This is a genomic window from Pseudoduganella sp. RAF19 (assembly GCF_052114165.1).
Taxonomy (GTDB): Bacteria; Pseudomonadota; Gammaproteobacteria; order Burkholderiales; family Burkholderiaceae_D; genus Rugamonas.
Genome location: NZ_JBFREF010000013.1, coordinates 136,909 through 163,207, shown reverse-complemented (window position 1 = coordinate 163,207; position 26,299 = coordinate 136,909). Strand labels below are relative to the sequence as shown.

22 protein-coding genes are annotated in these 26,299 nt (G+C 62.9%); 9 read left to right on the top strand and 13 right to left on the bottom strand.

Annotation, left to right across the window (positions count from 1 at the left end; translation table 11 throughout):
* The first annotated feature begins 64 nt into the window (after positions 1-64).
* Together AB4Z19_RS28390 and metH are read left to right on the top strand one after the other, a co-directional pair.
* Positions 65-970, top strand: coding sequence for a LysR family transcriptional regulator (locus tag AB4Z19_RS28390; protein ID WP_442036856.1), 906 nt, complete (start codon positions 65-67; stop codon positions 968-970).
* A gap of 137 nt (positions 971-1,107) precedes the next feature.
* On the top strand, positions 1,108-4,875 hold the full coding sequence (gene metH, locus AB4Z19_RS28385) for a methionine synthase (protein ID WP_442036854.1): 3,768 nt from the start codon (positions 1,108-1,110) through the stop codon (positions 4,873-4,875).
* 47 nt (positions 4,876-4,922) lie between these two features.
* Here the strand turns inward: metH and AB4Z19_RS28380 are convergent, their stop codons facing one another.
* From AB4Z19_RS28380 to rsmB, 10 genes are all read right to left on the bottom strand, one after another.
* Positions 4,923-6,203 (bottom strand): ABC transporter permease, encoded by a 1,281-nt coding sequence (locus AB4Z19_RS28380; RefSeq protein ID WP_442036852.1) that lies wholly within the window; start codon positions 6,201-6,203, stop codon positions 4,923-4,925.
* A gap of 10 nt (positions 6,204-6,213) precedes the next feature.
* A complete protein-coding gene (locus tag AB4Z19_RS28375; protein ID WP_442036850.1) occupies positions 6,214-7,152 on the bottom strand; it encodes an ABC transporter ATP-binding protein in 939 nt (312 codons plus the stop codon).
* Positions 7,153-7,218: 66 nt separating this feature from the next.
* On the bottom strand, positions 7,219-8,502 hold the full coding sequence (locus AB4Z19_RS28370; protein WP_442028569.1) for an EAL and HDOD domain-containing protein: 1,284 nt from the start codon (positions 8,500-8,502) through the stop codon (positions 7,219-7,221).
* Between the two features lie 45 nt (positions 8,503-8,547).
* A complete protein-coding gene (locus AB4Z19_RS28365) occupies positions 8,548-9,342 on the bottom strand; it encodes a class II glutamine amidotransferase (protein WP_442028568.1) in 795 nt (264 codons plus the stop codon).
* Between the two features lie 42 nt (positions 9,343-9,384).
* Positions 9,385-9,642, bottom strand: coding sequence for a BTH_I0359 family protein (locus AB4Z19_RS28360; protein ID WP_442028571.1), 258 nt, complete (start codon positions 9,640-9,642; stop codon positions 9,385-9,387).
* Positions 9,643-9,723: 81 nt separating this feature from the next.
* On the bottom strand, positions 9,724-10,092 hold the full coding sequence (locus tag AB4Z19_RS28355; RefSeq protein WP_442028566.1) for a GTPase: 369 nt from the start codon (positions 10,090-10,092) through the stop codon (positions 9,724-9,726).
* Positions 10,089-10,811 carry a response regulator gene (locus AB4Z19_RS28350; RefSeq protein WP_442036848.1) on the bottom strand — a complete coding sequence of 241 codons (723 nt, stop codon included), beginning with the start codon at positions 10,809-10,811 and terminating at the stop codon, positions 10,089-10,091. The genes AB4Z19_RS28355 and AB4Z19_RS28350 overlap by 4 nt, the downstream gene beginning before the upstream one ends.
* A gap of 91 nt (positions 10,812-10,902) precedes the next feature.
* Positions 10,903-13,197: an ATP-binding protein gene (locus AB4Z19_RS28345; RefSeq protein WP_442028224.1), complete on the bottom strand. Its 2,295-nt coding sequence runs from the start codon at positions 13,195-13,197 to the stop codon at positions 10,903-10,905.
* Positions 13,198-13,803 carry a DUF4390 domain-containing protein gene (locus AB4Z19_RS28340; RefSeq protein WP_442036846.1) on the bottom strand — a complete coding sequence of 202 codons (606 nt, stop codon included), beginning with the start codon at positions 13,801-13,803 and terminating at the stop codon, positions 13,198-13,200.
* On the bottom strand, positions 13,796-15,148 hold the full coding sequence (gene rsmB, locus AB4Z19_RS28335) for a 16S rRNA (cytosine(967)-C(5))-methyltransferase RsmB (protein WP_442028226.1): 1,353 nt from the start codon (positions 15,146-15,148) through the stop codon (positions 13,796-13,798). The genes AB4Z19_RS28340 and rsmB overlap by 8 nt, the downstream gene beginning before the upstream one ends.
* Positions 15,149-15,768: 620 nt before the next feature.
* Here rsmB and argS point away from each other — a divergent pair.
* The 7 genes from argS to AB4Z19_RS28300 are packed head-to-tail and all read left to right on the top strand — an operon-like array spanning position 15,769 to position 21,977.
* Entirely contained in the window at positions 15,769-17,478 is a 1,710-nt protein-coding gene (argS, locus tag AB4Z19_RS28330) for an arginine--tRNA ligase (protein ID WP_442036844.1), read from the top strand.
* A gap of 35 nt (positions 17,479-17,513) precedes the next feature.
* Positions 17,514-18,200: an SPOR domain-containing protein gene (locus tag AB4Z19_RS28325; protein ID WP_442036842.1), complete on the top strand. Its 687-nt coding sequence runs from the start codon at positions 17,514-17,516 to the stop codon at positions 18,198-18,200.
* Positions 18,201-18,214: 14 nt separating this feature from the next.
* Positions 18,215-18,886 (top strand): thiol:disulfide interchange protein DsbA/DsbL, encoded by a 672-nt coding sequence (locus tag AB4Z19_RS28320; RefSeq protein WP_442028817.1) that lies wholly within the window; start codon positions 18,215-18,217, stop codon positions 18,884-18,886.
* 7 nt (positions 18,887-18,893) lie between these two features.
* A complete protein-coding gene (locus tag AB4Z19_RS28315; protein ID WP_442036840.1) occupies positions 18,894-19,661 on the top strand; it encodes an SDR family oxidoreductase in 768 nt (255 codons plus the stop codon).
* On the top strand, positions 19,658-20,482 hold the full coding sequence (locus AB4Z19_RS28310; RefSeq protein WP_442028577.1) for a biotin--[acetyl-CoA-carboxylase] ligase: 825 nt from the start codon (positions 19,658-19,660) through the stop codon (positions 20,480-20,482). The genes AB4Z19_RS28315 and AB4Z19_RS28310 overlap by 4 nt, the downstream gene beginning before the upstream one ends.
* Entirely contained in the window at positions 20,479-21,297 is an 819-nt protein-coding gene (locus AB4Z19_RS28305; RefSeq protein ID WP_442028575.1) for a type III pantothenate kinase, read from the top strand. The genes AB4Z19_RS28310 and AB4Z19_RS28305 overlap by 4 nt, the downstream gene beginning before the upstream one ends.
* Positions 21,291-21,977 carry an SPOR domain-containing protein gene (locus AB4Z19_RS28300; RefSeq protein WP_442028574.1) on the top strand — a complete coding sequence of 229 codons (687 nt, stop codon included), beginning with the start codon at positions 21,291-21,293 and terminating at the stop codon, positions 21,975-21,977. The genes AB4Z19_RS28305 and AB4Z19_RS28300 overlap by 7 nt, the downstream gene beginning before the upstream one ends.
* 20 nt (positions 21,978-21,997) lie before the next feature.
* On the opposite strand, the gene AB4Z19_RS28295 is transcribed toward AB4Z19_RS28300, so the two are convergent.
* From AB4Z19_RS28295 to mrdA, 3 genes are read right to left on the bottom strand one after another with little or no spacing between them, the layout of a single operon-like run.
* Positions 21,998-23,101, bottom strand: coding sequence for a septal ring lytic transglycosylase RlpA family protein (locus tag AB4Z19_RS28295; RefSeq protein WP_442028573.1), 1,104 nt, complete (start codon positions 23,099-23,101; stop codon positions 21,998-22,000).
* Positions 23,098-24,213 (bottom strand): rod shape-determining protein RodA, encoded by a 1,116-nt coding sequence (rodA, locus tag AB4Z19_RS28290; RefSeq protein ID WP_442036838.1) that lies wholly within the window; start codon positions 24,211-24,213, stop codon positions 23,098-23,100. The genes AB4Z19_RS28295 and rodA overlap by 4 nt, the downstream gene beginning before the upstream one ends.
* 9 nt (positions 24,214-24,222) lie before the next feature.
* Positions 24,223-26,298, bottom strand: coding sequence for a penicillin-binding protein 2 (mrdA, locus tag AB4Z19_RS28285; RefSeq protein WP_442036836.1), 2,076 nt, complete (start codon positions 26,296-26,298; stop codon positions 24,223-24,225).
* Position 26,299: the final 1 nt, after the last annotated feature.

The following is a 26,299-nucleotide window of genomic DNA, read 5'->3' as shown; positions in this document are numbered from 1 at the left end:
GAACGATTGGAGCGGTAGTGTGCTAAATTGGCCAGCACAGTCCTAGCGGTAGAACGATGAAACGATGGAAGACCTCAACGATCTTTATTACTTCGCACAGGCCGTAGAACACGGCGGTTTCGCCCAGGCCGGCCGCGCGATCGGCATGCCCAAATCAAAGCTGAGTCGCCGCATCGCAGCGCTTGAAGACCGGCTGGGCGTGCGGCTGATTCATCGCACTACACGGCAGTTCACGGTCACCGAAGTCGGACAGACCTACTACGAACACTGCAAGGCGATGCTGGTGGAAGCGGAATCCGCACAGGAAGCAATTGCCACGGTCCGCGCGGAACCTAGCGGCGTGGTGCGCATTACCTGTCCGATCACGCTGCTGCACGTGCACGTTGGCGCCATGCTGGCCGAGTTCATGGCCACGCACCCGAACGTGCAGGTGCATCTTGAAGCCACCAATCGCCGCGTCGATCTGGTGGCGGAAGGCGTTGACATTGCACTGCGCGCACGCCCGCTGCCGCTTGAGGACAGCGACCTGATTATCCGCACGCTGGCCGACCGCGGCATCTGCCTCACCGCCAGCCCCGCGTTGATCGAGAAGATGGGTATGCCCACGGCGCCGTCGGAGCTGTCCGCGTGGCCCAGCCTGACGATCGGTTCGCCGCAGCAGACACACAGCTGGAATCTATTTGGTCCCAACGGCGCGCATGCGACCGTGATGCACCGGCCGCGCTTCATCACCACCGACATGATCGCGCTGCGCAATGCGGCGATGGCGGGCGTGGGCGTGGTGCAGCTGCCGATCCTGATGGTGCGCGACCAGTTAGCCGATGGCTCACTGGTGCGCCTGCTGCCGGAATGGGAGCCGCGCCGGGAAGTGATCCATGCCGTCTATCCTTCGCGACGCGGCTTGCTGCCCTCGGTGCGGGCACTGATCGACTTTCTGGCCGCGCGCTATGCGGCATTGCTGGAGGACTGAGTCGCCGGCAAGTCCAAAATCGCCGCCGTAGCGGTTTTCCGAACAAATCGTGGCAAAACGGGCCTGTTCCGAGGAGAAAATGCTGCTTTGCCGTATAATTTCAGACCCGCCCGTTGTTCCCTTTTGATAGGTTCAAAATGACTAAGTCGACTCGTCCCGCCTCCAAGACCGAAGCACAGCTGCGCGAAATGCTCGCGCGCCGCATCATGTTCCTTGATGGCGCGATGGGTACGATCATTCAGCAATACAAACTGGATGAGAAAGCCTACCGCGGCGAGCGTTTCGCCGACTTCGCGCCGCCCGCTGAAGCCGGCGCGCGCGAGCTGTTCGTGAAGGGCAATAACGAGCTGCTGACGCTGACCCAGCCGCACGTGATCCAGGAAATCCACGAGCGCTATCTGGCCGCCGGTGCGGATCTGATCGAAACCAACACCTTCGGCGCTACCACTGTCGCGCAGGACGATTACTTCATGGGCCACCTGGCCTACGAAATGAACGTGGAAGCGGCCAAGCTGGCCAAAGCTGCCACCGCCAAATACAGCACCCCGGACAAGCCGCGCTTCGTCTGCGGCGCGCTGGGTCCGACCCCGAAGACCGCGTCCATTTCGCCGGACGTGAACGACCCTGCCGCGCGTAACGTCACCTTCGACCAGCTGGTCACCGCCTACCATGAGCAGGTACGCGGCCTGGTTGACGGCGGCGCCGACGTGCTGCTGGTCGAAACCATCTTCGACACCCTGAACTGCAAGGCCGCCCTGTTCGCGATCGACCAGTATTTCGACGAGCATCCGGAAAAAGAACGCCTGCCGCTGATGATCTCCGGCACCGTGACCGACGCTTCCGGCCGTATTCTGTCCGGCCAGACCGTGCCGGCCTTCTGGAACTCGGTGCGCCACGCCAGGCCGCTGACCATTGGGCTGAACTGCGCACTGGGCGCCGCCCTGATGCGCCCATATGCCGAAGAGCTGTCGCAGATCGCCGATACCTTCGTCTGTATTTACCCGAACGCCGGTCTGCCCAACCCGATGAGCGACACCGGTTTCGACGAACTGCCGGAAGACACCTCGCGCCTGCTGCGTGAATTTGCCGAAGCGGGCTTCATCAACGTGGCCGGCGGCTGCTGCGGCACCACGCCCGACCACATCGCCGCTATCGCCAAGGTGCTGGCCGAAGCCAAGCCGCGCGAGCTGCCACATGTGCCGGTGGCGCAGCGCCTGTCCGGCCTGGAGCCCTTTACCATCGACGACGACTCGCTGTTCGTCAACGTCGGCGAACGCACCAACGTGACCGGCTCCAAAGCCTTCGCGCGCATGATCCTGAACGAGCAGTACGACGAGGCACTGTCCGTCGCACGCCAGCAGGTGGAAAACGGCGCCCAGGTCATCGACATCAATATGGACGAAGCGATGCTGGACTCGCTCGCGGCGATGCAGCGCTTCCTGAACCTGATCGCGTCCGAGCCGGATATCTCGCGCGTGCCGATCATGATCGACTCGTCCAAGTGGTCGGTGATCGAAGCAGGCCTGAAGTGCGTGCAGGGCAAGTCCATCGTCAACTCGATCTCGATGAAGGAAGGCGAAGAAGAATTCATCCGCCAGGCCAAACTGTGCCGCCGCTACGGCGCCGCCGTGATCGTGATGGCCTTCGACGAGAAGGGCCAGGCCGACACCTTCGAGCGCAAGATCGAAATCTGCGAGCGCGCCTACAAGGTGCTGACCGAAGTGGTTGGCTTCCCGCCGGAAGACATCATCTTCGACCCGAACATCTTCGCCATCGCAACCGGTATCGAAGAACACAATAACTACGCGGTGGACTTCATCAACGCCACCCGCTGGATCAAGGACAATCTGCCGCACGCGAAGATTTCGGGCGGCGTGTCGAACGTGTCCTTCTCCTTCCGCGGCAATGACCCGGCGCGTGAAGCGATCCATACCGTGTTCCTCTACCACGCCATCAAGGCCGGCATGACCATGGGTATCGTCAACGCCGGCATGGTCGGCGTGTACGACGACCTGCCAGCCGAACTGCGTGAACGCGTGGAAGACGTGGTGCTGAACCGCCGCGAAGACGCCACCGAGCGCATGATCGAATTCGCCGCCACGCTGAAGGGCGGCGCCAAGCAGGAAGCCGCCAACCTCGAATGGCGTGCAGCGCCAGTCGAGAAGCGCCTGGCGCACGCGCTGGTGCACGGCATCACCCAATTCATCACCGACGACACCGAAGAGATGCGTGCGCAGGTGATGGGCTCCGGCGGCCGTCCGATCAACGTGATCGAAGGCCCGCTGATGGATGGCATGAACATCGTCGGCGACCTGTTCGGCCAGGGCAAGATGTTCCTGCCGCAGGTGGTGAAATCGGCCCGCGTGATGAAGCAGGCCGTGGCCCACCTGATTCCGTACATCGAAGAAGAAAAGAAGGCTGAGGAAGCGCGCACCGGTATCGTCGCCAAGCCGAAGGGCAAGATCGTGATCGCGACCGTGAAGGGCGACGTGCACGACATCGGCAAGAACATCGTGTCCGTGGTCCTGCAGTGTAATAACTTCGAAGTGGTGAACATGGGCGTCATGGTGCCGGCCTCCGAAATCCTGGCGCGCGCCAAGGTGGAGAATGCGGACATCATCGGCCTGTCCGGCCTGATCACGCCATCACTGGAAGAAATGGCCCACGTCGCGAAAGAAATGCAGCGTGATGAGCACTTCCGCATGATGAAGATCCCGCTACTGATCGGCGGCGCGACCACCAGCCGCGCCCACACCGCCGTGAAGATCGCCCACAACTACGAGGGTCCGGTGGTGTATGTGCCGGATGCTTCGCGTTCGGTGTCCGTGGCCCAGTCCCTGCTGACCGAAGAACAGCGCGACAAATTCATTGAAGACCTGGACCACGACTACGCCCGCATCCGCGAGCAGCACGCCAACAAGAAGGCGCTGCCGACCGTGTCGCTGGAAACTGCACGTGCCAACAAGATGAAGGTCGAGTTTAATCCGGTGAAGCCGAAGTTCATCGGCCGCCGCGTGTTCCGCAACGTCGATCTGGCCACCATCGCCGAGTACATCGACTGGGGTCCCTTCTTCCAGACCTGGGACCTGGCCGGCCCTTACCCTGCCATCCTGAAGGACGAAGTGGTGGGCGAGGCTGCGAGCAAGGTATTCGAAGAAGGCCAGGCGCTGCTGAAGAAAATCATCGATGGCCGCTGGCTGACTGCCAACGGCGTGATTGGCCTGCTGCCGGCCAACACGGTCAACGATGACGATATCGAGGTGTACACCGACGATACGCGCTCGGAAGTGGCCTTCACTTACTACGGCCTGCGCCAGCAGGGCTTGAAGCCGGTGATCGATGGCGTGCAGCGACCGAATCAGTGCCTGGCGGACTTCATCGCGCCGAAGTCGTCCGGCAAGCAGGATTACATCGGCATGTTCGCGGTGACGACGGGCCTGGGTATCGAGAAGTATGAGAAGCGCTTCGAGGATGCGCACGACGATTACTCGTCCATCATGCTGAAGTCGCTGGCGGACCGTCTGGCCGAAGCCTTCGCGGAATACATGCACGAGCGTGTGCGTAAAGACCTGTGGGGCTACGCGGCGGATGAGACGCTGTCGAATGAGGCGCTGATCAAGGAAGAGTACAAGGGCATTCGCCCGGCGCCAGGCTATCCGGCCTGCCCTGAGCATACCGTGAAGGCGGATGTGTTCCGTGTGCTGAATGCCGAGGAGATCGGCATGGAACTGACCGAGTCGTTTGCGATGTTCCCGGGTGCGGCCGTTTCGGGCTTTTACTTCGCGCACCCCGAGTCGAAGTATTTCACGGTCGGCAAGATCACCGAGGATCAGCTGAACGATATGGCGGCACGCCGTAACGTGCCGCGCGAGCAGCTGGAACGCTGGCTGGCACCAAACCTGTAAGCCCTAACTGCGGGTCAGACCCAAGGGTCTGACCCTGGGTTTAGGGTTTAAGCCTGCTGCGAACGGAACCGCCAGATCGCCAGCAGAATAAAGGCCGCAGCGAAACCAAGCTGCACGCCGCTGCTGGCGAAGGCTGCATCCATGCCCAGGCCGCGCCAGGTCATCGCATCCAGGCCATCGACCGCCCAGCGCGTCGGCACCACCACCGTCAATTTCTGCATCCACTCCGGGAAGATGAACGACGGCACCCACGCACCACCCAGCATCACCAGGATCAGCGTCGCAAACACCGCCATGCCGCGCGCGGCTTCCGGGGTTTTGCCGAAGGCTGCGATCAGCAGGCCGAAGCTGGCGGTCATCAGCGCAAAGCTCAGCGCCACCATCACGAAGCCGACCGGATTCGAAATCTGCACGTGGAAGATGATCACGCCGCAAGCAAAGATCGCAAGCACCAGGCCCAGCGCAATGATCGCTGCGGACAGCGCGCGCGACATCAGCACTTCCGTCATGGTCAGCGGCGCCGCCAGCAAGCGGTTCCAGATGCCCATACGGCGCGCCAGCAGGATGCCGATGCCCATGTCCACGCCCATGAACAGGATGAACTGCACGCCCATGCCAGCAAATGAGTGGGCGTAGCCGTTGTACTTGGGACCGGAGCTGAGCGCATTGTCCCTGGTATCGAAAGGCATGGACAGGCCGCCCTTGCCCGCTTTCGATTCTCCCGCCGGCGTGTCCGCCTTCGCATCCTCGGCTGCCTGGAATTTCTTCAAGCTGCCGAGGAAGTCGCGCAAGGATGCGTCGGAGTCATTCTGCTCCAGCTTCCTGATACTCTCATCGGTGAACTTGCGGCCAGCCTGGCCGTTGAACATTTCGGCGCTCACGTTCTGCATCACCTGCTGCGTCAGCAGGCCCTTCACCATGGCCAGCACGGTTGATTGCGACGGGTCATAGAAGATCGGCAGTTCAGGCTTTTCGGTGGCGCCGAACAGCGCGGTGCCGGCCTTGTCGCCAAAGCCTTCCGGAATCACGACAGCCACGGACAGCTTACCGGCGCGCACGCGTGCCTGCGCCTCGTCCAGGCTCAGTTCTGCTACGCGCAGATTGGCGTCGGCTTTCAGACCATCGGCAATCTTCTTGCCGACCACGGAGCTGTCCTGCTGCACCAGGCCGATGTCGATCTTGCCGGTCTTGCTGTCGCCGCTCCCGCCGAACAGGGAGCCGAAGAAGGCTGCCAGCACGATAGGCATCAGCAGGTTCAGCATCAGTGCGCGTTTATCGTTCAGGTACAGGATGATGTCCTTGCGGACCAGTGCGAATAATGCGGTCATTGTTGTCCTCTCAGTCGCGCAGGGAGCGACCGGTCAGGGTCAGGAAGATGTCTTCGAGGTTGGTGCGCGCGGTCGCGAAGTGGGCCAGCTTGTGGCCTTGCTCCTGCAGCCAGCAGACGACCGACGTTGCGTGCTCGGTGCCGGAGAGGCCGATATCGAGCACGCTGCCATGCGCTTTGGCGCTGGTCACGCCAGGCAGGCGCGCGATGGCATCGGCGACGGCAGGTGCTGACGCGGCATCGGCTTCGGTCAGCTCGGCGCGCAGCGCAGCTTGCGCGGGCAGGCGCTGATACAGAGCGGTCGGGCTTTCGTCGGCCAGTACCTTGCCGTGGTCAATGATCACGATGTGGTCGGCAAGGCGCTCGACTTCTTCCATATAGTGGCTGGTGTAGATCAGCGAACGGCCCTGGGCCTTCAGCGCTTCCAGCGTGTCGAAGATGGCATTGCGGCTTTGCGGATCGACGCCGACAGTCGGCTCGTCCAGAATCAGCAGCTGCGGATCGTGCAGCAGCGCCGCCGCGATATTCAGGCGCCGCTTCATGCCGCCGGAGAAGGTGGCCGGCTTGTCGTTGGCGCGGTCGGACAGGCGCACCAGTTCCAGCACTTCGGCGCAGCGCTTCTTCAGCGGCTCGCCCTTCAGGCCATACAAGGCGCCGAACAATTTCAGGTTTTCGAGAGCGGAGAGATCGTCGTACAGCGCGAGGTCCTGCGGCACCAGACCGATCTTGCGCTTGGCAGCATTATTGCCCTGCCCTACCGGTTCGCCGTCCAGCGTGACGGAACCGCTGTCGCTGCGCACCAGGCCGCAGATCATGCCCACGGTGGTGGACTTGCCGGCGCCGTTCGGACCAAGCAGACCGACCGTCTGGCCGCGCTGTACGTTGAAGGAGACACCATCCACGGCGCGCCGGTCGCCGTAGGTCTTGCAGAGATTACTGACACTGAGCAAAGCAAACCCCTTCACGAATAAAAACGGCGCCGCGAAGAAGGCGGCGCCGCGTTAACAAAATCGGATTTACAGCGCGTAGCGGACCACGTTATCACTCCATTCGAAGGCCGCCATTTCCAGTTCCACCAGTTCGTCGGTGGACATGGCCAGGTCGCGCAGGGTTGGTACGATGTAGTTCTCCATATCTTCGATGCGCTCGATGCACTCGGCCAGCTTGAGCAGATCGCCGAAGAAGCCGCCGCGCCACATCAGGGCTTCCGACACTTCATCCGCCACAGCGATCTGCTGCAGGATCTCGGTCATCGGAATGCCGAACAAGGTATCCATCAGGGACATGATGCCGACGGTGAAGGCAATGTCGGCGATGTGATGCTGATTCGGGCGCAGTTTGTGCGCCAGCAGTTCCAGCAGGCGGCCGCGCGTGGTGGCCAGCATCAGCAGCGGCGTCATGGAGTGGCCGCGCTTCGAAGGCTCGGCGTACAGCATGATCTGCAGCCAGCGCTGCAGCTGGCGGCGGCCGAGAATGGTCACTGCCTGGCTCAGCGAATCGATGCGCTGGCGCGCGCCGACAGCAGGCGTGTTCACCAGGCGCAGCAGATTCAGCGCCAGCGACACATCCTTCTTGATGGCGCGCTCGATGTCGATATTGTCCTTACCCTCGTCGGTCACGAGGGCCATCAGCTCCATCACCGCCAGCTGGGACGGCGACAGCTTTTTGCCGCTCATGATCACCGGCTTGGCGAAGTAGTAGCCCTGGAAGTAATCGAAGCCCAGGTCCAGGCAGTTCTTGAATTCTTCGCGGTTCTCGACCTTCTCCGCCACCAGCTTCTTGCCTTCCTGCTTGAAGCGGGGCGCCAGGCGCACCAGGCGGTCGATCGGCATGTCGCGCATGCTCAGCTTCACGTATTCGACCATGGGCAGCATGGCTTCCACGTGCGGCGAATCGAGCTTCACATCGTCCAGCGAAAAGCGGAAGCCGTGGCTCACCAGTTCGGACATGCGGGCCAGCACTTCAGGTGTTGGCTCCATGGTTTCCACCACTTCCAGCACCAGCTTTTCGCGCGGCAGGAAGCCGAAGATATCGCTCATGATGGCTTCGGCGTCGACGTTGACGAAGCCGATGGCGTCACCCACGGTGCGCTCCATGCCCAGCTGCGCGGCGTGCGCCAGCACGGCTGCGGTGGCGTTCAGCCCCGAAGTTTCGATGACCGCCGGCCCAACAGGAGCGTTGCGAAATAACAACTCGTAACCGAAGAGGGCCTGGTTGCGGTCCAAAATCGGCTGCCGGCCGAGGTAGAACTCGCGTACCCGCAGGTTCTTGGCGGCATCGTTCGTGGAGAGGTCAATCATGAGATATTTCCTGAAATGTCCTGCTATTTTGGCATCAAACCCTGCCTATGTCTCCTGAATTTGCTCGAAATCACGCTTTTGAGGCAGGCCATCCACAAAGCACTTTACCTCACCTGGCTGGAAGGCTGTCCATTGTTCGTTGCTGGTTAATGGCTGAGTGACGATCAGGGCGACACGGTCATTTGGCGTAGTGACCTGGGAGAAGTCTACGCTCAAATCCTCATCCTGCAGCCGGGCCGTATCGAAGGGATATTGGCGCACGATGTAATGCAGATTGGTCGAACAGTGCGCGAACAAGCAGGTGCCGTCCGACAGCATCATATTGAACGTGCCGTGGCCCGCGATCTTGCGCACCACTTTTTCCAGGCAGGCGCGCAGCAGCGACAGTGGCGGCCGCGTGTCGCCAAAGCGCTCGCGCAATTCCTGCATGATGAGGCAGAAGGCCTGTTCGCTGTCGGTGGTGCCGACCGGACGGAAGGCGCCATCCAGCACCGGATGAAATTCTTTCAGGTCGCCGTTATGGGCGAACACCCAGTAACGGCCCCACAGCTCGCGCACAAAGGGATGGCAGTTCTCCAGCATCACCTGGCCTTGCGTGGCCTTGCGGATGTGGGCGATCACGTTTTTCGATTTGATCGGATAGCGCTTGATCAGCTCCGCGATCGGCGAATGGACGGCTGCCTGATGGTCGACGAAATGGCGCACGCCGGCGCCTTCGAAAAAGGCGATCCCCCAGCCGTCATGGTGAGTATCGGTGTGGCCGCCGCGCATGGCGAAGCCGGTGAAGCTGAACACAATGTCCGTCGGGACGTTGCAGTTCATTCCGAGAAGTTGGCACATGGCGAAACTTTACCATGTGCCCTTCCGCGGCGGGATGGCAAATCAGTGGAGTAATACGGGCTGGCTCATCAGCACGTCGTAGCTGCCGAGGAATTCGTCGATTTCCTCCATGGTAGGTTCATTGGCAATCAGCTGGTTGACGTCGCGCCTGAAGTTCTGCGCCATCACCCCCGCAATGAAGATTTCCCGCTTGCCGCCCTTGTCGACGATTTCATAGCCCCCGAAACGCAACGCTTCCAGTTCGCGGTCCGGGCCGAATTCGACGACGCTGTACTGCTCGCTGTTGTAGATGAGATTCATCATGCTTCCTTCACTCCGGGGCGGAACCATAGGGATGGGGTTCCGCGTTCCATCTCGAGATGGGGCTGTTCTGGCCCGATTTCAAGCGGCCAGGTCGGGACCCAGGCGCAGCAGCGCGTCGTAGGGTACCGCTGTCAGCATGGCGCGCAGGCTGTCCACGTGAGTGGCATCAGCCAGGCTGATAAAGAGCTGCGCCGGGGGACGGCGCAAGAGACGATTCAATGTAACACGCAAAACCAGATTACCGGCGCAGCATAGGCAGCCCGGCGCGATGCGATGCACGTCCGGACGCCAGACGGCGCCTTCACTTTCATCATACACCAGAGGGGAATTTCCGTCGGCCAATCCTTCCAGGATCACCGCGGTGGACTGGCCGGGGACAAGAGCAGCCGCGATCGCGCTCTCGCGATCGGATGCCCTGGTCCCCGTGACCAGGGTGGTAAGGATCAAACCTGGCCTTTTTTCGACAGCTTGCCCGGCTCCACGCCCAGTTGCTTCAGCTTGCGGTACAGGTGGGTGCGTTCCAGGCCAGTCTTCTCGGCCACGCGGGTCATGCTGCCGCCTTCGCGGCCCAGGTGATGCTCGAAGTACATGCGCTCGAAAGCGTCACGCGCTTCGCGCAGCGGCAGGTCGAACGACAGATTGAACATATGGTTCTCACCGTTCGGACGCGCCACGGCCACGCCATGCGCCGAAGCCGGCGCCACAGGCTGCGCGCCAAAGCTGCCGACGCTCGGGCTGTGGTCCTCCGCCGGCGCCGCTACCGCAGGACGCGGCGCCAGCACCGGCGCTCGTACCTGCTCTTGCGCGCGCGACAGGCCCGCCTGCACTGCCTTCAGCAGCTTTTGCATCGCAATCGGCTTTTCCAGGAAATTCAATGCGCCGATGCGGGTCGCTTCCACCGCGGTATCGATGGTGGCGTGACCGGACATCATGATGACCGGCATGGTGAGCAGGCCATCGCGCTGCCACTCCTTCAGCAGCGTGACGCCGTCAGTGTCCGGCATCCAGATGTCGAGCAGGACCAGGTCGGGCGCTCCGGCCGCGCGGGCCAGGCGTGCCTGCTGCGCGTTTTCCGCCAGCGTGACTGCGTGTCCCTCGTCGCCCAAGATTTCCGAGAGCAACTCCCGGATGCCCATTTCATCATCAACTACGAGAATGTTTGCCATCTATCCCTGCCCCTTCCCATTCATTTTCGTCGTCATCACGCAGGCATTCTATACCTGTCGGCGCGACAATGATTTTATTTGTCAAACAATATTATGCCAACTGCACCGGCGCCAACTTTAGCAGCAAAATCAGCACGGATGCTCCACTACTATCGGCATGGTTCTGGATATCGATCCGGCCACCATGATCTTCGATAATTTTTTTCACCATCGGCAGCCCCAGGCCCGTTCCCTTCGCCTTGGAAGTCACATAAGGCTCGAAGGCGCGCGCCATGATCTTGGGCGCGAAGCCGGGGCCATTGTCCGAGATCGACAGGCGCACCGCAATACGGGTACCGCCGTCCGCGCTCTCGTAATGGATCGCTTCGGTCACCACGTCGACGCGCGGCACGCGGTCGGCGGATGGATGGTCTGCCAATGCGTCCTGCGCATTTTGCAGCAAATTGTGGATCACCTGTCGCAGCTGTGTCTCGTCGCCCATGATCATGGGCAGGAAGGGCGCCAGGTGCGCATGAATAATGTCTTCGCCCTCGCTATCGACGTACAGGTGCAGGATCTCTTCGACCAGGGCGTTGAGGTCCAGCGGCTGCAGTACGGCGGGCGGGGTGCGGGCGTAATCGCGGAAGTCGTCCACCATGCGCTTCATGGCGGCGACCTGGTTGACGATGGTGGAAGCGCTCTTGTTCAACAGTTCCACATCGGCCGGCGCCAGCTTGGGTTCAAGCTTCATTTGCAGGCGTTCCGCCGACAGCTGGATAGGCGTCAGCGGGTTCTTGATTTCATGGGCCAGGCGGCGCGCCACTTCGCCCCAGGCGATCGAGCGCTGGGCCGAGATCACGTCGGTGATATCGTCGAACACCACGATATAGCCGCTGCCCGTTTCCAGCGGCAGGCGCGAGCCGCGCGCCAGCAGGGTCAGCTCGCCCTCTTCCGCGCTGGCCGCAGGATGCGGCAATTCGATCTGGCGCTGCCAGTGCAGGCGCTGCACATTGCGGCCAGCGGCCGATTGCGCGCTCTGCGCCGAGAAGGCGTTGATCACGGCTGCCGCGAATTCCTGCATGCCTTCCACTTCGCTCAGCGCGCGGTTGATCAGGGTTACACCCGCTTGCTGCAGGATGCGTTCGACGGAATCGTTGCAGGTGACGATGCGGAACTCGGCATCCAGCACCATCACGCCCGCCGACATATTGGCCAGCACCGATTCCAGGTGGGCCTTGGCGTTCTGCAGCGCGATGCGGTTGCGTTCAACAGCGGTACGCGCATCGGACAGCTGGCGCGTCATGGTGTTGAAGCTCTGCGTCAGCGTGCCCAGTTCATCGGAGCTGGCGACAATCGGACGCGGCGACAGGTCGCCTTCCGCCACCGCGCGCGTGCCTTCGGCCAGCAGCAGCAGAGGCTGGGCCAGGTCGTTCGCGATCAGGAACGCGGCGGCGATGGCGCCGAACACCGCCAGCAACAAGGTCAGCGTCAGCGTTTCGATATACATCTTGCGCAGGCCGACACGGGCCACGAAGCGCTCCTTGTATTCCGAGTAGGCGGTACGCAGCATGTCGCCGTTGGTCGCCAGGCGCTGCGGCACGGCCTGAATTACCTGCAGATAGCGCGGCGCCAGATGCGTGCCGTTCGGCTGCACCGGATCGGGGATGGCCATCAGCACGCGCAGGCGCAGTACATTGTTCGGGTCCGGCGCGGCGGGCGGCGGCGCGCCGACGCGGTCATCGCGCAATTCGCCGCCACCTTCGGCGGATGCGTAAGAAGGTTCGTCCTTGGCCTTGCCCAGCATGGCCGTCGTCGGCAAGTCCGCGCTCAGGTTGACGCGGCGCTCGCCCATGGCCGACACGATCAGGCCACCGTCCGAGTCGACGATGATGGCGCTCTGCGTGCCCGGATGGCGGCGCACGAAGCGCGACAGCGTGGCCGGCGCTGCGTAGAAAGGATCATCGGCCAGCTGGCGCACGGTGATGCGGGCCTGGCCTTCCAGTTCGGCGAGGGCATCGTCCAGCGCAGCACGGCCCAGGTCCAGGCCGGAGTTCAGCGCTTCTTCCACCCGCACATTGAACCAGGAATCGATGGAATGCGACACGAACTGCACGGATACCAGGAAGATCACCAGCCCTGGCAGCACGCCGATGGCGGCAAACAGCAGCACCAGCCGCGTCATCAGCTTGGAGCCGAACTTGCCGCTCTTGTAGCGCGAGTAGAGCCGGAACAGGGACACGCCCACCAGCACCAGCAGCGCCACCGCCACCGACGCGTTCAGGCCAAGCAGCCAAGAATAATAGCGGTCGAAGAAGCCGGAATTGTCCGATGCGGAAGCCAGCAGAAACAGCAAAATGCTGCACACTGCGCCAGCGACGACGAACAAGTACCGTAGCAGAGAAGTCACTTACTCAGCCCTGTACTGGAAGGTCTTCTTGTTCGAGGAGAGACGCCATTCGCTGTTATTAAAGGCATTCACCTGAATCGGCTTGGGCAGATAGTCGCGATCCATGCCCATGCGCAGCGTGACGTTATAGACCTCGCCCGCTTTCAATGCGCCGCGCGGCGCCACCACCCAGCGCGTTGGCCGGCGGATGAAGAACAGGGCATCTTCCAGCGTGGAGAAAGTCTGCTGCACGCTGCCGATGATGGTCACATGGTATTGCCGCAGAAAGACGTCATACCAAAGCTTGTAAGTGCGCTTGGCGGTGACGGCTTTTTCGTCGAACCAGTACCAGCGCGGACGCGTAAAGGAAATTTCGGTGGTGAAGTGCAGCGGGACGCCGGACTGGATGGCGTCTTCAAGACCGTGATTCAGCTCGAAGGAAAAACCGGCCGACAGGCGGTAGCCCTCTTCGGCCGCTTCGATATAGGCGCGTGTGATCTCCACCGTCTCTTCGGCGGCTCTTGCAGCCTGCGGCAAGACGCAGGCAAACGTCAGCAGCAACTGCCAGCAAAGGAGTCGAAAAAATCGTCGGATCACTTGCGAGGTGCTCTTCAAAGGGTCACGCATCACTCTTCTGGAACAATGCGTAAAACAAACCGTCGTGATCCTGCTCGGCGCCTCCTTCAGGCAGCAGCTGGCCGGGCGCTTCGAGTCGCGTGGCGCGATTGCGCACCGCGAAAGCGGCCGCCTGCGCCTCGGATTCCTGCGGCCACAACGAACATGTCACGAACAGCAATTTACCATTGGGGGCGAGCATTCGCCAAAGATTGTCGAGAATTTGCGAAGAAAGTGTTGCAAGTTGGCGGGCGTCCGCCTTGCGGCGCAGCCAGCGGATATCCGGGTGGCGGCGCACGATGCCGGAGGCCGTGCAAGGCACGTCCGCCAGGATGCGGTCGAAGGGCTGGCCGTCCCACCAGTCGGACGTTTGCGCCTCGGCGGGCTGCAAAGTGGCCTGGAATTGCAGACGGTCGAGGTTTTCCTGCACGCGCTGCAAGCGCTTGGCATCAGCGTCCAGCGCTGTCAAATTGACATCGGCCAATTCGAGGATGTGGCAGGTTTTGCCGCCAGGCGCGGCGCAGGCGTCCAGCACGCGCTGGCCTGCTTGCAGGTCAAGCAGCGGCGCGGCCAGCTGAGCGCCGGCGTCCTGCACCGAAACCAGACCTTCGGCAAAGCCGGGGATCAGGTGCACGCCAATCGGCCTGGCCAGGCGGACGGCCTGCGGGCCGATCCGGGTGGCTTCGATGCCTTCTTCACTCAGTCGCTGCAGGTAGTCTTCCACACTGTTGCGGCGGGTGTTGACGCGCAGGGTCAGCGGCGGCGCCTTATTGCCGGCGCTGAGCACATCCTGCCATTCTTTCGGGTAGGAGGTGATGACGTTGTCGATCCACCATTGCGGATAGTTCCATTGCGCGACCGGGTCACGCAGGGCTTCTTCCAGCAACTCGTCCTTCTCGCGCAGGAAACGGCGCAGCAGGGCGTTGACCATGCCTTTGGCGCGGGCGGTGTCCGGGTGCGAACCGGCGGCGGTGACGGCCTGGTCGACCACGGTGAAGGCTTCGTAAGGCGCCGGGCCTTCTTCCGTTGCCATCATCAGCGGCAGGGCTACCGACAGCAGGGCTTGCACCATCGGGTCTGGGGCTTTGGGCGCCATCAGGGTGATCAACGCTTCGCTGCGGCCAAGCTGTCGCATGGCGCGGTAGGCGATGTCCTGGATCGCACCGCGTGCTTGCGGGGTGGCGTTCGCGTTAGTAAAAATGCCATTCAGCGCTTGCGGCAGCGCCATGCCCCCCTTCACCTGCACAGCAGCCGTGGCGGCGCCCAGCATGGCAAAGGCCAGCGAATCCTGTTTCAGCTCGGCCTGGAATTCGGTTTGCACGCGCGGTTTGAAGTCGCGCTGGTGGCTCTCGCGCAGCTGCGGCTTCGCAGCAGCAGGACGCTCGTCACCCACCCGCGCGCGCGCCGGGCGTGCGCCAGCGCCGGCGCGTGCCGGCCAGACCGCGCCGCCTTGCGCAGGAGCCGGGCGCTCGCCTCCCGGGCGCGGCGAGTCGGCGCGTGGCGCAGCGGCGGGCCGCTGACCAGCCGGCCGCGGCGCGTCTGAACGCGCTGCCGTGTCGGGACGCTTGCCTGCCGGGCGCTGGCCATCGGCACGCTGCTCATCCGGGCGATTGCCGGCCGGGCGCGGGGMRKCGGCTGGGCGGGGGCCCGAAGCGCGTGGCGCGTCCGAGCGTGCCGGCGCGTCCGGGCGCTTGCCTGCCGGGCGCGGGGCGTCGGCTGGGCGGGGGCCAGGCTTGCGGGCCGCGGGGGCAGCGGCGGGTGCTGGCTTCGCCTTGGGTTTGAGGGACAGAGTTGGGCGTTCTTTCTTAGTCATTGCAATCCTGATATCACGCCCGCCATCCGCACGCGTAAATACTATAAAAGCAGGATTGTACCCCGGCAGCCGTCCGGCTATTGCAATTGAGCCCTTCTTGCAAACAAGTATAATGTCCGTCTTTTCAGACGTTTACATCATGCGGCCCGTGCCGCTTTCACGACATGCTCGCCCAACAAAAGCAAGAGATCATTTCCCTGTTCCAGACCGCGCTGGCGCCGATTCTGGAAGGCACCGAAGTTAAGGCCAACGTAGTGCTGGAGCGTCCGCGCGACGCGTCGCACGGCGATGTCGCCTGCAATATCGCCATGCAGCTGGCCAAACAGCTGAAAATGAACCCGCGCGAGCTGGCGCAGAAAATCGTCACCGCCCTGCTCGACAACCCGGCAGGCAAGCAGCTGGTGGCCGCCGCCGAAATCGCCGGCCCAGGCTTCATCAACCTGCGCGTGACCGAAGCATCCAAGCAAGCCGTCGTGAAAACCGTGCTGGCGCAAGGCGCCGCCTACGGCAGCAGCGATGCGCTGGCCGGCAAGAACGTCATCATCGAATTCGTCTCCGCCAACCCGACCGGCCCGCTGCACGTGGGTCACGGCCGCCAGGCGGCACTGGGCGACGCGCTGTCCTCGCTGTTCGAGGCGCAAGGTGCCAAGGTCACCCGTGAGTTCTATTACAACGACGCCGGTGTGCAGATCCAGAATCTGGCCCTGTCCGTGCAAGCGCGCGCCAAAGGCCACAAGCCGGGTGACCAGGCATGGCCTGAATCGGCCTACAACGGCGACTACATTGCCGACATCGCCACCGACTTCCTGGCCAAAAAGACCGTGTCTGCATCCGACGGCCTGCCGGCAACCGGCAATGGCGACGTGGAAGACCTGGAAAATATCCGTCACTTCGCCGTGACCTACCTGCGCAATGAGCAGGACATCGACCTGCAGGCCTTCGGCGTGAAGTTCGATAACTACTACCTCGAATCCTCGCTGTACTCCGACGGCAAAGTAGAGAAGGCAGTGGAACAGCTGATCGCCAGCGGCCACACCTACGAAGACGGCGGCGCCCTGTGGCTGCGCACTACCGACTTCGGCGACGACAAGGACCGCGTGATGCGCAAGACCGAAGGCGGCTACACCTACTTCGTGCCGGACGTCGCCTACCACATCGTCAAATTCCAGCGCGGCTTCACGCAAGCGATCAACGTGCAGGGTTCCGACCACCACGGCACCATCGCCCGCGTGCGCGCCGGCCTGCAAGCCGTGAACCTGGGCGTGCCGCAAGGCTTCCCTGACTACGTGCTGCACAAGATGGTCACCGTGATGAAGGACGGCGCCGAGGTGAAAATCTCCAAGCGTGCCGGTTCCTACGTGACCGTGCGCGACCTGATCGAATGGTCCGGTGGCGGCGAAATCACCAAGGGCCGCGATGCCGTGCGCTTCTTCCTGATCTCCCGCAAAGCCGACACCGAATTCGTATTCGACGTCGACGTCGCCCTGAAGAATTCCGACGAAAACCCGGTCTACTACGTGCAATACGCCCACGCGCGTATCTGCCGCATGCTGGAAAACTGGGGCGGCGACGAGAAGACCATCACCGATGTCGATCTGTCCCCGCTGACCGCGCCAAGCGAAGCCACCCTGCTGGCCACCCTGGCCCAGTATCCGGAAATGCTGGCCCGCGCCCAGTCCGAACTGGGCCCGCACCAGGTAGCCTTCTACCTGCGTGACCTGGCAGCCGCCCTGCACTCCTTCTACTTCGCCGAAAAGGTGCTGGTGGAAGACGAAGCGACCAAGCTGGCCCGTGTGGCGCTGATGGTCGCCACGCGCCAGGTGCTGCGCAATGGCCTGGCTCTGATCGGCGTCTCCGCACCAAATCAAATGTAACCCCGGCAAATGTAATCCCAAGGACCCACCGCACGATGACTTTTCGCACTCCCCCTTCGTTGCGCCAGCAAGGCAACACGCTGGTAGGTATTGTTATCGGCCTCGTAATCGGCCTGGTCATCGCAGTTGTGGTGGCCCTGATGATCACCAAAGGACAGAGCCCCTTCACCGACCGCGCGCCCAAAGCCGGCAAGACGGACCAGGCCGACGGCCAGATCTCCGATCCGAACAAGCCGATGTACGGCAACAAGGAAGCGGCACGCAAGGCGAACAACGAGTTCGAAAAAGAGAACAAGGCGCCGCCTGCCGACGAGCTGCAGCGCGTGGTGGACAATATCCAGGCGCAGGGCGAAGCCAAACCGGCGGCACCGAAACCGGCGCCGGCGCCGGCTCCTGCGGCGGATAAGCCGGCAATGCCGGCGCCAGTCAACAGCGCTGCACCGCCGACCCAGGCGGCTGCTCCTGCGCCGTCGACTACCGAAGACAAATACATCTACTATCTGCAGGCTGGCGCCTTCCGCGAAATCAGCGATGCGGAAGCAACCCGCGCCAAACTGGCCCTGCTGGGCTTTGAGGCCAGCGTTTCCGACCGCACCAACGACAACGTGGTGCTGCATCGCGTGCGCATGGGTCCTTTCTCGCAGGTGGAAGCAATGAACAAGGTTCGCAGCAAACTGTCCGAAAACGGCATTGATGCCGCCGTGGTACGCACCCAAAAATAAGGAGCTGATACGCGATGCAAATCCTGAAGAAATTCCTGGTCCTGACTACCCTGTCCTTCGCTGCGCTGGGCGCGCTGGCTTCTCCGGCTGATCCGAAGCCGGGCGCCGAATACACCGTGCTGAAAGCGCCGCAGTCGACCGACACCGGCAAGAAGGTCGAGGTCATCGAGTTCTTCGCGTACTACTGCCCTCACTGCTACGCACTGGAGCCGAAACTGGCCGAGTGGGTGAAGAAGCAGGGCGACACCATCGTCTTCAAGCGCGTGCACGTGTCGCGCGGCCAGGAAGTGCTGCCGCAGCAGAAGCTGTTCTTCACGCTGGAAGCGCTGGGCCTGGTCGAGCAGTATCACAACAAGGTCTTCAACGCGATGCACGTTGAGCACAATCGACTGAACCGCGATGAGCAAGTGTTCGAGTGGATCGAGAAGAACGGCATCGACAAGAACAAATTCATCGACACTTACCGCGGCTTCGGCATCGCAGCCCGCGTGCGACACACCGATCCGATGATGGAGGCTTATGAAGTGGATTCCTGGCCGATGATCGCGATCGACGGCAAGTACCTGACTTCGCCTTACATCGCCAACCATACCGCTACCGCGCCAATGTCCGAAGCCCAGCAACAGCAGAACGCACTGCAGGTGATGGACTTCCTGGTGGCCAAGGCCAAGGCGGAAAAGAAGTAACACTGCCTTGAAGCGCGTCTTCATCACTGGCGCATCGAGCGGATTGGGCGCCGCAATGGCCGCGGAATACGCGCGGCAAGGCGCCACGCTCGGCCTGCTGGCGCGCCGCGGCGAGGCGCTGCAGGCGCTGATCGCATCCCTCCCCTCTCCCGAACGTCACCGCGCTTATGTCGCGGATGTGACCGACCACGCGGCCGTGCGCCGCGCTGCCGAAGAATTCCTGGCTTACGCAGGCGGCTGCGACGTGGTGATTGCCAATGCCGGCATTTCGCATGGCACGATCACCGAGCTGCCGGAGGATTTACCGGTGTTCGAATCCATCATTGCGACCAATGTCACGGCGACTGTCGCGACGTTCTCGCCGTTTGTAGCGCCAATGCGCGCGCAAGGTACGCCGGCGCGGCTGGTCGGCATTTCCAGCGTGGCTGGCGTACGCGGACTGCCGGGTGGCGGTGGCTACAGCGCATCCAAGGCGGCGGTGAAGATTTATTGCGAGTCGCTGCGCGTTGAGCTGCGCAGTTCGAACATTCGCGTGGTGACGATTGCGCCCGGCTATGTCGACACGCCGATGACGCAAGGGAATGCCTACGCCATGCCTTTCCTGATGGCGCCAGAGGCTTTCGCCGCCGCTGCGGCGCGCACTATCGAACGTGGGGCGAGCTATCGCGTGATCCCGTGGCAAGCGGGCATGATCGCCAGAGTGCTGCGCATGCTGCCCAATTTCCTGTATGACCTGGCATTTGCCAAGGCGCCGCACAAGGCGCGCAAGATATGAACGCTACTCCTGTTTCCGCTGACGCTATCGCGCAGCATCTGGCGACCAGCGCCAGCCATGTGGTCATTGAAGCCGTCGCGACGACCGGTTCCACCAATGCCGACTTGCTCGCGCGCGTGCCCGGTGCCGGGCCCAACGGCGGCCCATCCGGCGCGCCGTTGCGCGCTCCGGTCCTGCGTATCGCCGAGGAGCAAACCGCCGGTCGTGGCCGCGCGGGACGTCCGTGGCTATCCGCCGCCGGCGCCTCGCTGACCTTTTCGCTGGCCTGGCCATTCCGCTCACCTTTGCAACGCCTGGTCGGCCTGCCATTGGCGGTCGGCGTCGCCATCGCTGAAACGCTGGCGCAGCTCGGCGTGCCTGTGCAATTGAAATGGCCGAACGATGTGCTGAAGGATGGCGCCAAGCTGGCCGGTATTCTCGTTGAAACCCAATCCGCACCGGATGGCACGGTATGGGCGGTGATCGGCTGCGGCATGAACCTGTTGATGCCGGACGAATTGGAAGCGGCCATCGGCCGCAACGACATCTCGTCCGCGCCCTGGCTGGCGCGCATGGACCGCAACCCCTTAATGGCGCAGCTGCTCAGCCGCCTCGCCGCCGTGCTGTCCGAATTCGACGACGTCGGCTTCGCGGCTTTTGCCGAGCGCTGGAATGCACTGCAAGCCTGGCGCGGGCAGACCGTGAATATCCTCGACCAGGGCGCCATACAACAGCAAGGCCTGGCCGCCGGTGTGGACGAACATGGCCGCCTGCTGCTCGATACGCCGGCCGGCCGCGTGGCCGTGCTGTCCGGTGATGTATCGCTGAGGCTCGCATCATGAGCGCATTGCTGATCGACGCTGGCAATACCCGCATCAAATGGGCGCTCGCCGCCGACGATGCGGCCGCGTCCAGCGCGCCTCTCGGCACCTGGCTCGCCTTCGGCGCCGAATTCCACACCGACCTCCGCACCACCGCCGACACCGCCGCGCCCCGTCTCGCCACAAGCATTGCAGCATCCATCGCCGCGTCGGCTGGTGCGCGCATCGCGCGTGTGCTGATCGCGAACGTGGCAGGACAAGCCGTGCGCGACTTGCTGACTGCCGCGCTGGCCGATCCGTCGCTGGCCATCGCGCCGGACGCCATCGAATGGTTCGCTTCCGTGCCAAGCCGCGCCGGCGTGCGCAATGCCTACCGCAATCCGCTGCAACTGGGCTGCGACCGCTTCGCCGCAGCGATCGCCGCGCATGCGCTGTGTCCCGGCAAAGCCATCGTGGTCGCCAACTGCGGTACCGCCACGACCATCGATGCGATCACGCCAGACGGCACCTTCCTGGGCGGCATGATCCTGCCCGGCCTGGGACTGATGGCCAGTTCGCTGGCAAAGAACACCGCTCAGCTGCCGCAAATCGCACCAGGCGCCAGGCTGCCTGAAGGCTTTGCCGACAACACCGGCGACGCCATCCTGACCGGCTGCCTGGCTGCGCAGGCAGGCGCCATCGAACGTGCATATGAGCTGCACCAGGCCGTAGAATGTATTATTTCCGGCGGCGCTGCACCTTATGTGTCGCCAGCGGTACCGGTGCCGCATCGCCATGTGGAGAATATTGTGCTGATCGGCCTGCAGGCCGTGCTGAACAAGGAAAGACCGTGCTGAAACTGATCTTCTTCCTGCTGCTCGCTGCGAACGCCGCCCTTTTCGCTTACGGCAGGGGCTATCTCGGCCATTTCAGCGGCAACGAGCACGAACCGGCACGCCTGAAGAATCAACTGAACTCGGACAAGCTGCACGTCATCAGCGCCGACGAAGCCAATGCCGCGGTGGCAGCCGCCGCGCCGCCTCCACCAGTGCCGCGCGACGAACCGGCAGCAACCGGCTGCCTGGAAGTCGGCAATTTCCAGCTCGCCGATGCGCGCCGCTTTGAAGAGCGTGTGGGTCCGCTGGAACTGGGCGACCGCCAGGTGCGCAAGAATCTGCCGGGCCAGGAAATCAGCAGCTACATCGTCCACATTCCGCCGCAAGGCAGCAAGGAAGCCGCCGACAAGAAAGCCGCTGAACTGCGCGGCCTGGGGGTGACCAATTACTTCATCCTGAACGAAAGCTCGCCGCTGCGCTGGGGTATTTCGCTGGGTGTGTTCCGCACTGAAGCGGCCGCAGAAGCGCAGCTCGCAGCGCTGGTGAAGCAAGGCGTGCACAGCGCCAAAGTCGCGCCGCGCTACACGGGCAGCAAGCAGCTGTTCTATCAATTCCGCGATATCAGCGCCGACACCAAGTCGCGCCTGGAAAAGATCGCCGCCAAGTTCCCCGATCAGGAAACCCGCGCCTGCAGCAAGTAACCGGCTAGCCGGCTAGCCGGCTAGCGCTGGATGATGATCGGCTTCAGTCGCAACGCCGATGGGATGCGCTTGACCGCATCCTGAGCGTCCTTGCGCGTGGCATGCGGGCCGCCATACAGCCGGTACACCGAGCCTGCCTGCACGACCGTGAAATTGTCTTCCGCGTCTGCCGCAGACAGCTTGTCGCGCATTGCGTCCGCGGCTTCAGCGCGCGTGTAGGCACCCAGCTGGAGATAGAAACCGCTGTCCAAGGCCGCCGCCGCCGTGCCACCGGTGCGCTGCACGTTGGCGCTGTCCGGCGCGACGCCATTGCCGCCGCCGAGCATCATTGCCTCCACATCGGCAGGAGCGCCGCCGGAAGCCAGCATGGGCGCAGCCTTCGGCAATGGCACGGCACGCGACGATGCCGATGTCGTGGCCGGGGCCGAGTCGGCAGGCGCCGCGGCGCCGGTGCTCGTGACGGGCGATGCGCTGCCGCTCTTGCGCGCCGCAATGATCTGTTCAATATCCGACGGCAGCAAGTGCACTACTTCCAGCTCGCTGCTGCCATTCGCCAGCAGGCCCAGTTTCAGCGCAGCGGTGAAAGACACGTCGATCACGCGCGTGGAATGGAAAGGCCCGCGGTCATTGATGCGCACCACAACGGTCTTGCCGTTGCTCATATTCGTCACGCGTGCATAGGACGGAATCGGCAGCGTGGGGTGCGCCGCCGTCATCTTGTACATATCGTAGATTTCGCCGGACGAGGTGCGCTGTCCGTGGAACTTCTTGCCATACCAGGTGCCCAGACCGCGCACGGTGTAAGGCTGATCCATCGGCGTTGGGGTGTACGTCTTGCCGAACACGGTGTAAGGTTTGTTCGATCGCGGCAGCAGCGGATCGAGGCGCACTTCGGCGTCCGGTACATCCATCAGGCCAGGAGGAGGATTCTCGCCGGGACCATCATCGAGGTAGTAGCCGCCACGGCCCGAATTGGCAGGCGGCAGCACCGGCATGCCCGGTTCGCGGATGGAAGACTTGGCTGGCGGCGGAATGCGCGGCGTCGTGGTCGTTGTCGGCGTGGTGCCACACGCCGCCAGCAGCAGCGCTAGCAACAGCGGCGAACAAGCGTAAATGCGCTTCATGTCTGCACCAGCTTACGGTGGCGCTGAATGCTCATCAGGATGCCGGAACCCAGCCCCAGCGTCAGCAGCGCGGTGCCGCCGTAGCTCATGAACGGCAGCGGCACACCCACCACCGGCAAAATGCCGCTCACCATGCCCATGTTCACAAAGGCGTAGGTGAAGAAGATCATGGTGATGGCGCCGGCCAGGAGACGCGTGAAGAAATTCGGTGCGCCATTGGCGATCATCAGCCCGCGGCCAATCAGCAGCAGATAGAGGAACATCAGGAACATATTGCCGACCAGGCCGAATTCTTCGGAATAGACGGCGAAGATGAAGTCCGTGGTGCGTTCGGGGATGAATTCCAGGTGGGCTTGCGTGCCGTTGGTCCAGCCCTTGCCGAAGATGCCGCCGGAACCAACCGCAATGGTGGACTGGATGATGTGGAAGCCCTTGCCCAGCGGGTCGGAAGTCGGATCGATCAACGTCATGATGCGCTCGCGCTGGTAGTCGTGCATCATCGACCAGGCTACCGGCAGGCTGGCCGCGCCCATGACGAACAGCGCCAGCAGCGCCTTCCATGCCAGACCCGCGAGGAAGATCACGGCGAAACCGGAGCCCACCACCAGCAGTGCAGTACCGAGGTCCGGCTGTTTGGCGATCAGCGCAACGGGAATCAGCAGCAGCGCCGCCGCAACGGCATAGGCGTGCCAGCGCAGATGTCCCTGGCGTTGCTGGAAGAACCAGGCCAGCATCAGCGGCACGGCAATCTTGGCGAATTCGGAGGGCTGGATCTGCATCGGCCCGAGCACCAGCCAGCGCCGCGCGCCCAGCTTCACCGTGCCCGCCACGGCAACCGCCAGCAGCAGCAACAGGGTAAACAAGTAGGCCGGCAAGGCAATGCGCATCATGTTCTGCGGCGAGATGTTCGCCACGAACCACATCACCAGGAAGGCCATGAAGATATTGCGCAGATGGTCTTCGATCTTGCCAGGAATACCGATGGAGGCGGAATACAGCGTCACCAGGCTGGTCCCGAGCAGGAACGCCAGAATGAGGGTCAGAGGACCATCGAACACGGTCAGGTAGGGACGCATGCGGCGCCACAGCGAGCGTCTTTCATTGATCGGCATGGCGCCTCCTTATTCCTTCTTGCGCGGCGGCGGGGCCGTCGTTGGTTTCTGCTGGTCCTTGCTCTCCGGCGCAGGCGATGGCGATTGCGGCGCCGGGATCTGGCCTGCCGGATTCTGGCGCTTTTCAGCGGCAGCAGCGGCGGCTTCCACGTCTTCGGCCGGCAGCGATTCGACCGGCACGGTAACTGCGTCTTCCTTCGGCACCGGCGTGGTGTCTTTCTCGGTCGAGCGTTTGCCCAGCAGCCAGTAGTCCAGCACTTTGCGTGCGATCGGCGCAGCGACCTGGCCGCCGAAGCCCGCGTTTTCCACGATCATGGCCAGCACGATCTTGGGCTTATCGGCCGGAGCAAAGGCCGTGAACCAGGCATTATCGCGCAGACGCTCATCCAGGCGCGCCGCGTTGTACTTCTCATTGGCCTTGATCGCCACCACCTGCGCCGTACCGGTCTTGCCGCCTACCGTGTAGCCCGCGTTGGTGAAGGCGCGGAAGGCGGTGCCGCCCGGCTCGCTGGTCACGCCGACCATGGCGTCTTTCACGAAGTCGATGTTCTGCTGCTTCAGCGGGATGCGGTAGCTTTCTTTCGGCACGGTGAGCTTGCGCGCACGGGTGACCGGATCTTCGACGATTTTCACCAGGTGCGGCTTCATCACCACACCGTTATTGGCCAGGTTCGCAACCGCGTGTGCAATCTGCAGCGGGGTATACGCGTTGTAGCCGGAGCCGTTGGACACCGAGATCGTATCGCCGCCCACCCACTTGCCTGCCGCCGGATTTTTCTTGAAGCGCTGACGCTTCCACTCCTGCGAAGGCAGCACGCCGGCCTTCTCGTTTTCCAGGTCGATGCCGGTTGGCCGGCCGAAGCCGAAAGGCGCCATGAAATCGTGGATCGCGTCGATCCCCATGTCGCGGCCCAGGATGTAGTAGTAGGTGTTGCAGGACACAACGATGGACTTGCGCAGATCCACCGTGCCGTGGCCACCCACCACGTCGTCGCGGAACTTGTGGGCTCCGAGATAGAAGAAGCCCGGATCGGCAATCGCCGAACTCGGCGTACGCTTGCCCAGCTCCAGCGCGGCCAGCGCCATGAAAGGCTTGAAGGTCGAACCTGGCGCGTAGGTACCGGACAGCGGACGGTTCACCATCGGCTTGTCCAGCGAGTTATTCAGGTCCGCCCAGCTTTGCGCATCGATGCCGTCCACGAAGAGATTCGGGTCGTAGCCGGGGCGGGACACATACGCCAGCACGTCGCCGGTTTCAGGTTCGATGGCAACCAGCGCACCGCGCCATTCGCCGAAGGCCTCTTCCGCCACCTTCTGCAACTCAATATCGACCGACAGGATCAGGTTATTGCCCGGCACCGCCGGCGTGCGCGAAAGCGTGCGGATAGCGCGGCCCCAGGCCGTCACTTCCACTTCTTCGTAGCCGGTCTGGCCATGCAGCTCTTTTTCGTAGCTCTTTTCCAGGCCTTCCTTGCCGATATGCTCGGTGCCGTTGTAATTCGCTGCGTCTTCCGTGCCTTCCAGCGCCTTGGCTTCGGCCTGGTTGATACGGCCGATGTAGCCGATCACGTGCGAGGCGGTTTCACCCAGCGGGTATTGTCGGAACAGGCGCGCCTGGACCTCCACGCCGGGATAGCGGAAGCGGTTGGCGGTAAAGCGCGCCACTTCTTCATCCGTCAGGCGGGTACGCAGCGGCACGCTGGTGAAGTGCTTCGATTCCTCCATCAGCTTCTTGAAGCGGCGGCGGTCCTTGTGCGTGACTTCCACCACTTTCGCCAGCTCGTCGATCATGTCTTCCAGCGGAATGCGCAGCTTGGATGGCGTGATCTCCAGCGTGAAGGCGGAGTAGTTGCGGGCCAGGACCACCCCTTTGCGGTCCAGGATCAGGCCGCGGTTCGGCACGATGGGCACCACGGCGATACGGTTGTCTTCCGCCTGCGCGGCGTAGTCGCTGTGCTTGATCACCTGCAGCCAGATGAAGCGCGCCAGCAGCGCCATGAAGCAAAGGAACACCAGCCCGCCGATCGCCGACAGGCGAACGCGGAAGCGATGAAGGTCGCGTTCTGTGTTTTTAAACTCGGTCATG

Excerpts from the sequence above, each read along its gene's own strand:
- AB4Z19_RS28310 (WP_442028577.1), top strand. The coding sequence starts at position 19,658 with ATGAACGCTACTCCTGTTTCCGCTGACGCTATCGCGCAGCATCTGGCG.
- rodA (WP_442036838.1), bottom strand. The coding sequence starts at position 24,213 with ATGCCGATCAATGAAAGACGCTCGCTGTGGCGCCGCATGCGTCCCTAC.
- AB4Z19_RS28305 (WP_442028575.1), top strand. The coding sequence starts at position 20,479 with ATGAGCGCATTGCTGATCGACGCTGGCAATACCCGCATCAAATGGGCG.
- mrdA (WP_442036836.1), bottom strand. The coding sequence starts at position 26,298 with ATGACCGAGTTTAAAAACACAGAACGCGACCTTCATCGCTTCCGCGTT.
- AB4Z19_RS28370 (WP_442028569.1), bottom strand. The coding sequence starts at position 8,502 with ATGATTGACCTCTCCACGAACGATGCCGCCAAGAACCTGCGGGTACGC.
- argS (WP_442036844.1), top strand. The coding sequence starts at position 15,769 with ATGCTCGCCCAACAAAAGCAAGAGATCATTTCCCTGTTCCAGACCGCG.
- AB4Z19_RS28320 (WP_442028817.1), top strand. The coding sequence starts at position 18,215 with ATGCAAATCCTGAAGAAATTCCTGGTCCTGACTACCCTGTCCTTCGCT.
- AB4Z19_RS28325 (WP_442036842.1), top strand. The coding sequence starts at position 17,514 with ATGACTTTTCGCACTCCCCCTTCGTTGCGCCAGCAAGGCAACACGCTG.
- AB4Z19_RS28390 (WP_442036856.1), top strand. The coding sequence starts at position 65 with ATGGAAGACCTCAACGATCTTTATTACTTCGCACAGGCCGTAGAACAC.
- AB4Z19_RS28295 (WP_442028573.1), bottom strand. The coding sequence starts at position 23,101 with ATGAAGCGCATTTACGCTTGTTCGCCGCTGTTGCTAGCGCTGCTGCTG.
- AB4Z19_RS28350 (WP_442036848.1), bottom strand. The coding sequence starts at position 10,811 with ATGGCAAACATTCTCGTAGTTGATGATGAAATGGGCATCCGGGAGTTG.
- metH (WP_442036854.1), top strand. The coding sequence starts at position 1,108 with ATGACTAAGTCGACTCGTCCCGCCTCCAAGACCGAAGCACAGCTGCGC.
- AB4Z19_RS28340 (WP_442036846.1), bottom strand. The coding sequence starts at position 13,803 with ATGCGTGACCCTTTGAAGAGCACCTCGCAAGTGATCCGACGATTTTTT.
- AB4Z19_RS28360 (WP_442028571.1), bottom strand. The coding sequence starts at position 9,642 with ATGAATCTCATCTACAACAGCGAGCAGTACAGCGTCGTCGAATTCGGC.
- AB4Z19_RS28365 (WP_442028568.1), bottom strand. The coding sequence starts at position 9,342 with ATGTGCCAACTTCTCGGAATGAACTGCAACGTCCCGACGGACATTGTG.
- AB4Z19_RS28380 (WP_442036852.1), bottom strand. The coding sequence starts at position 6,203 with ATGACCGCATTATTCGCACTGGTCCGCAAGGACATCATCCTGTACCTG.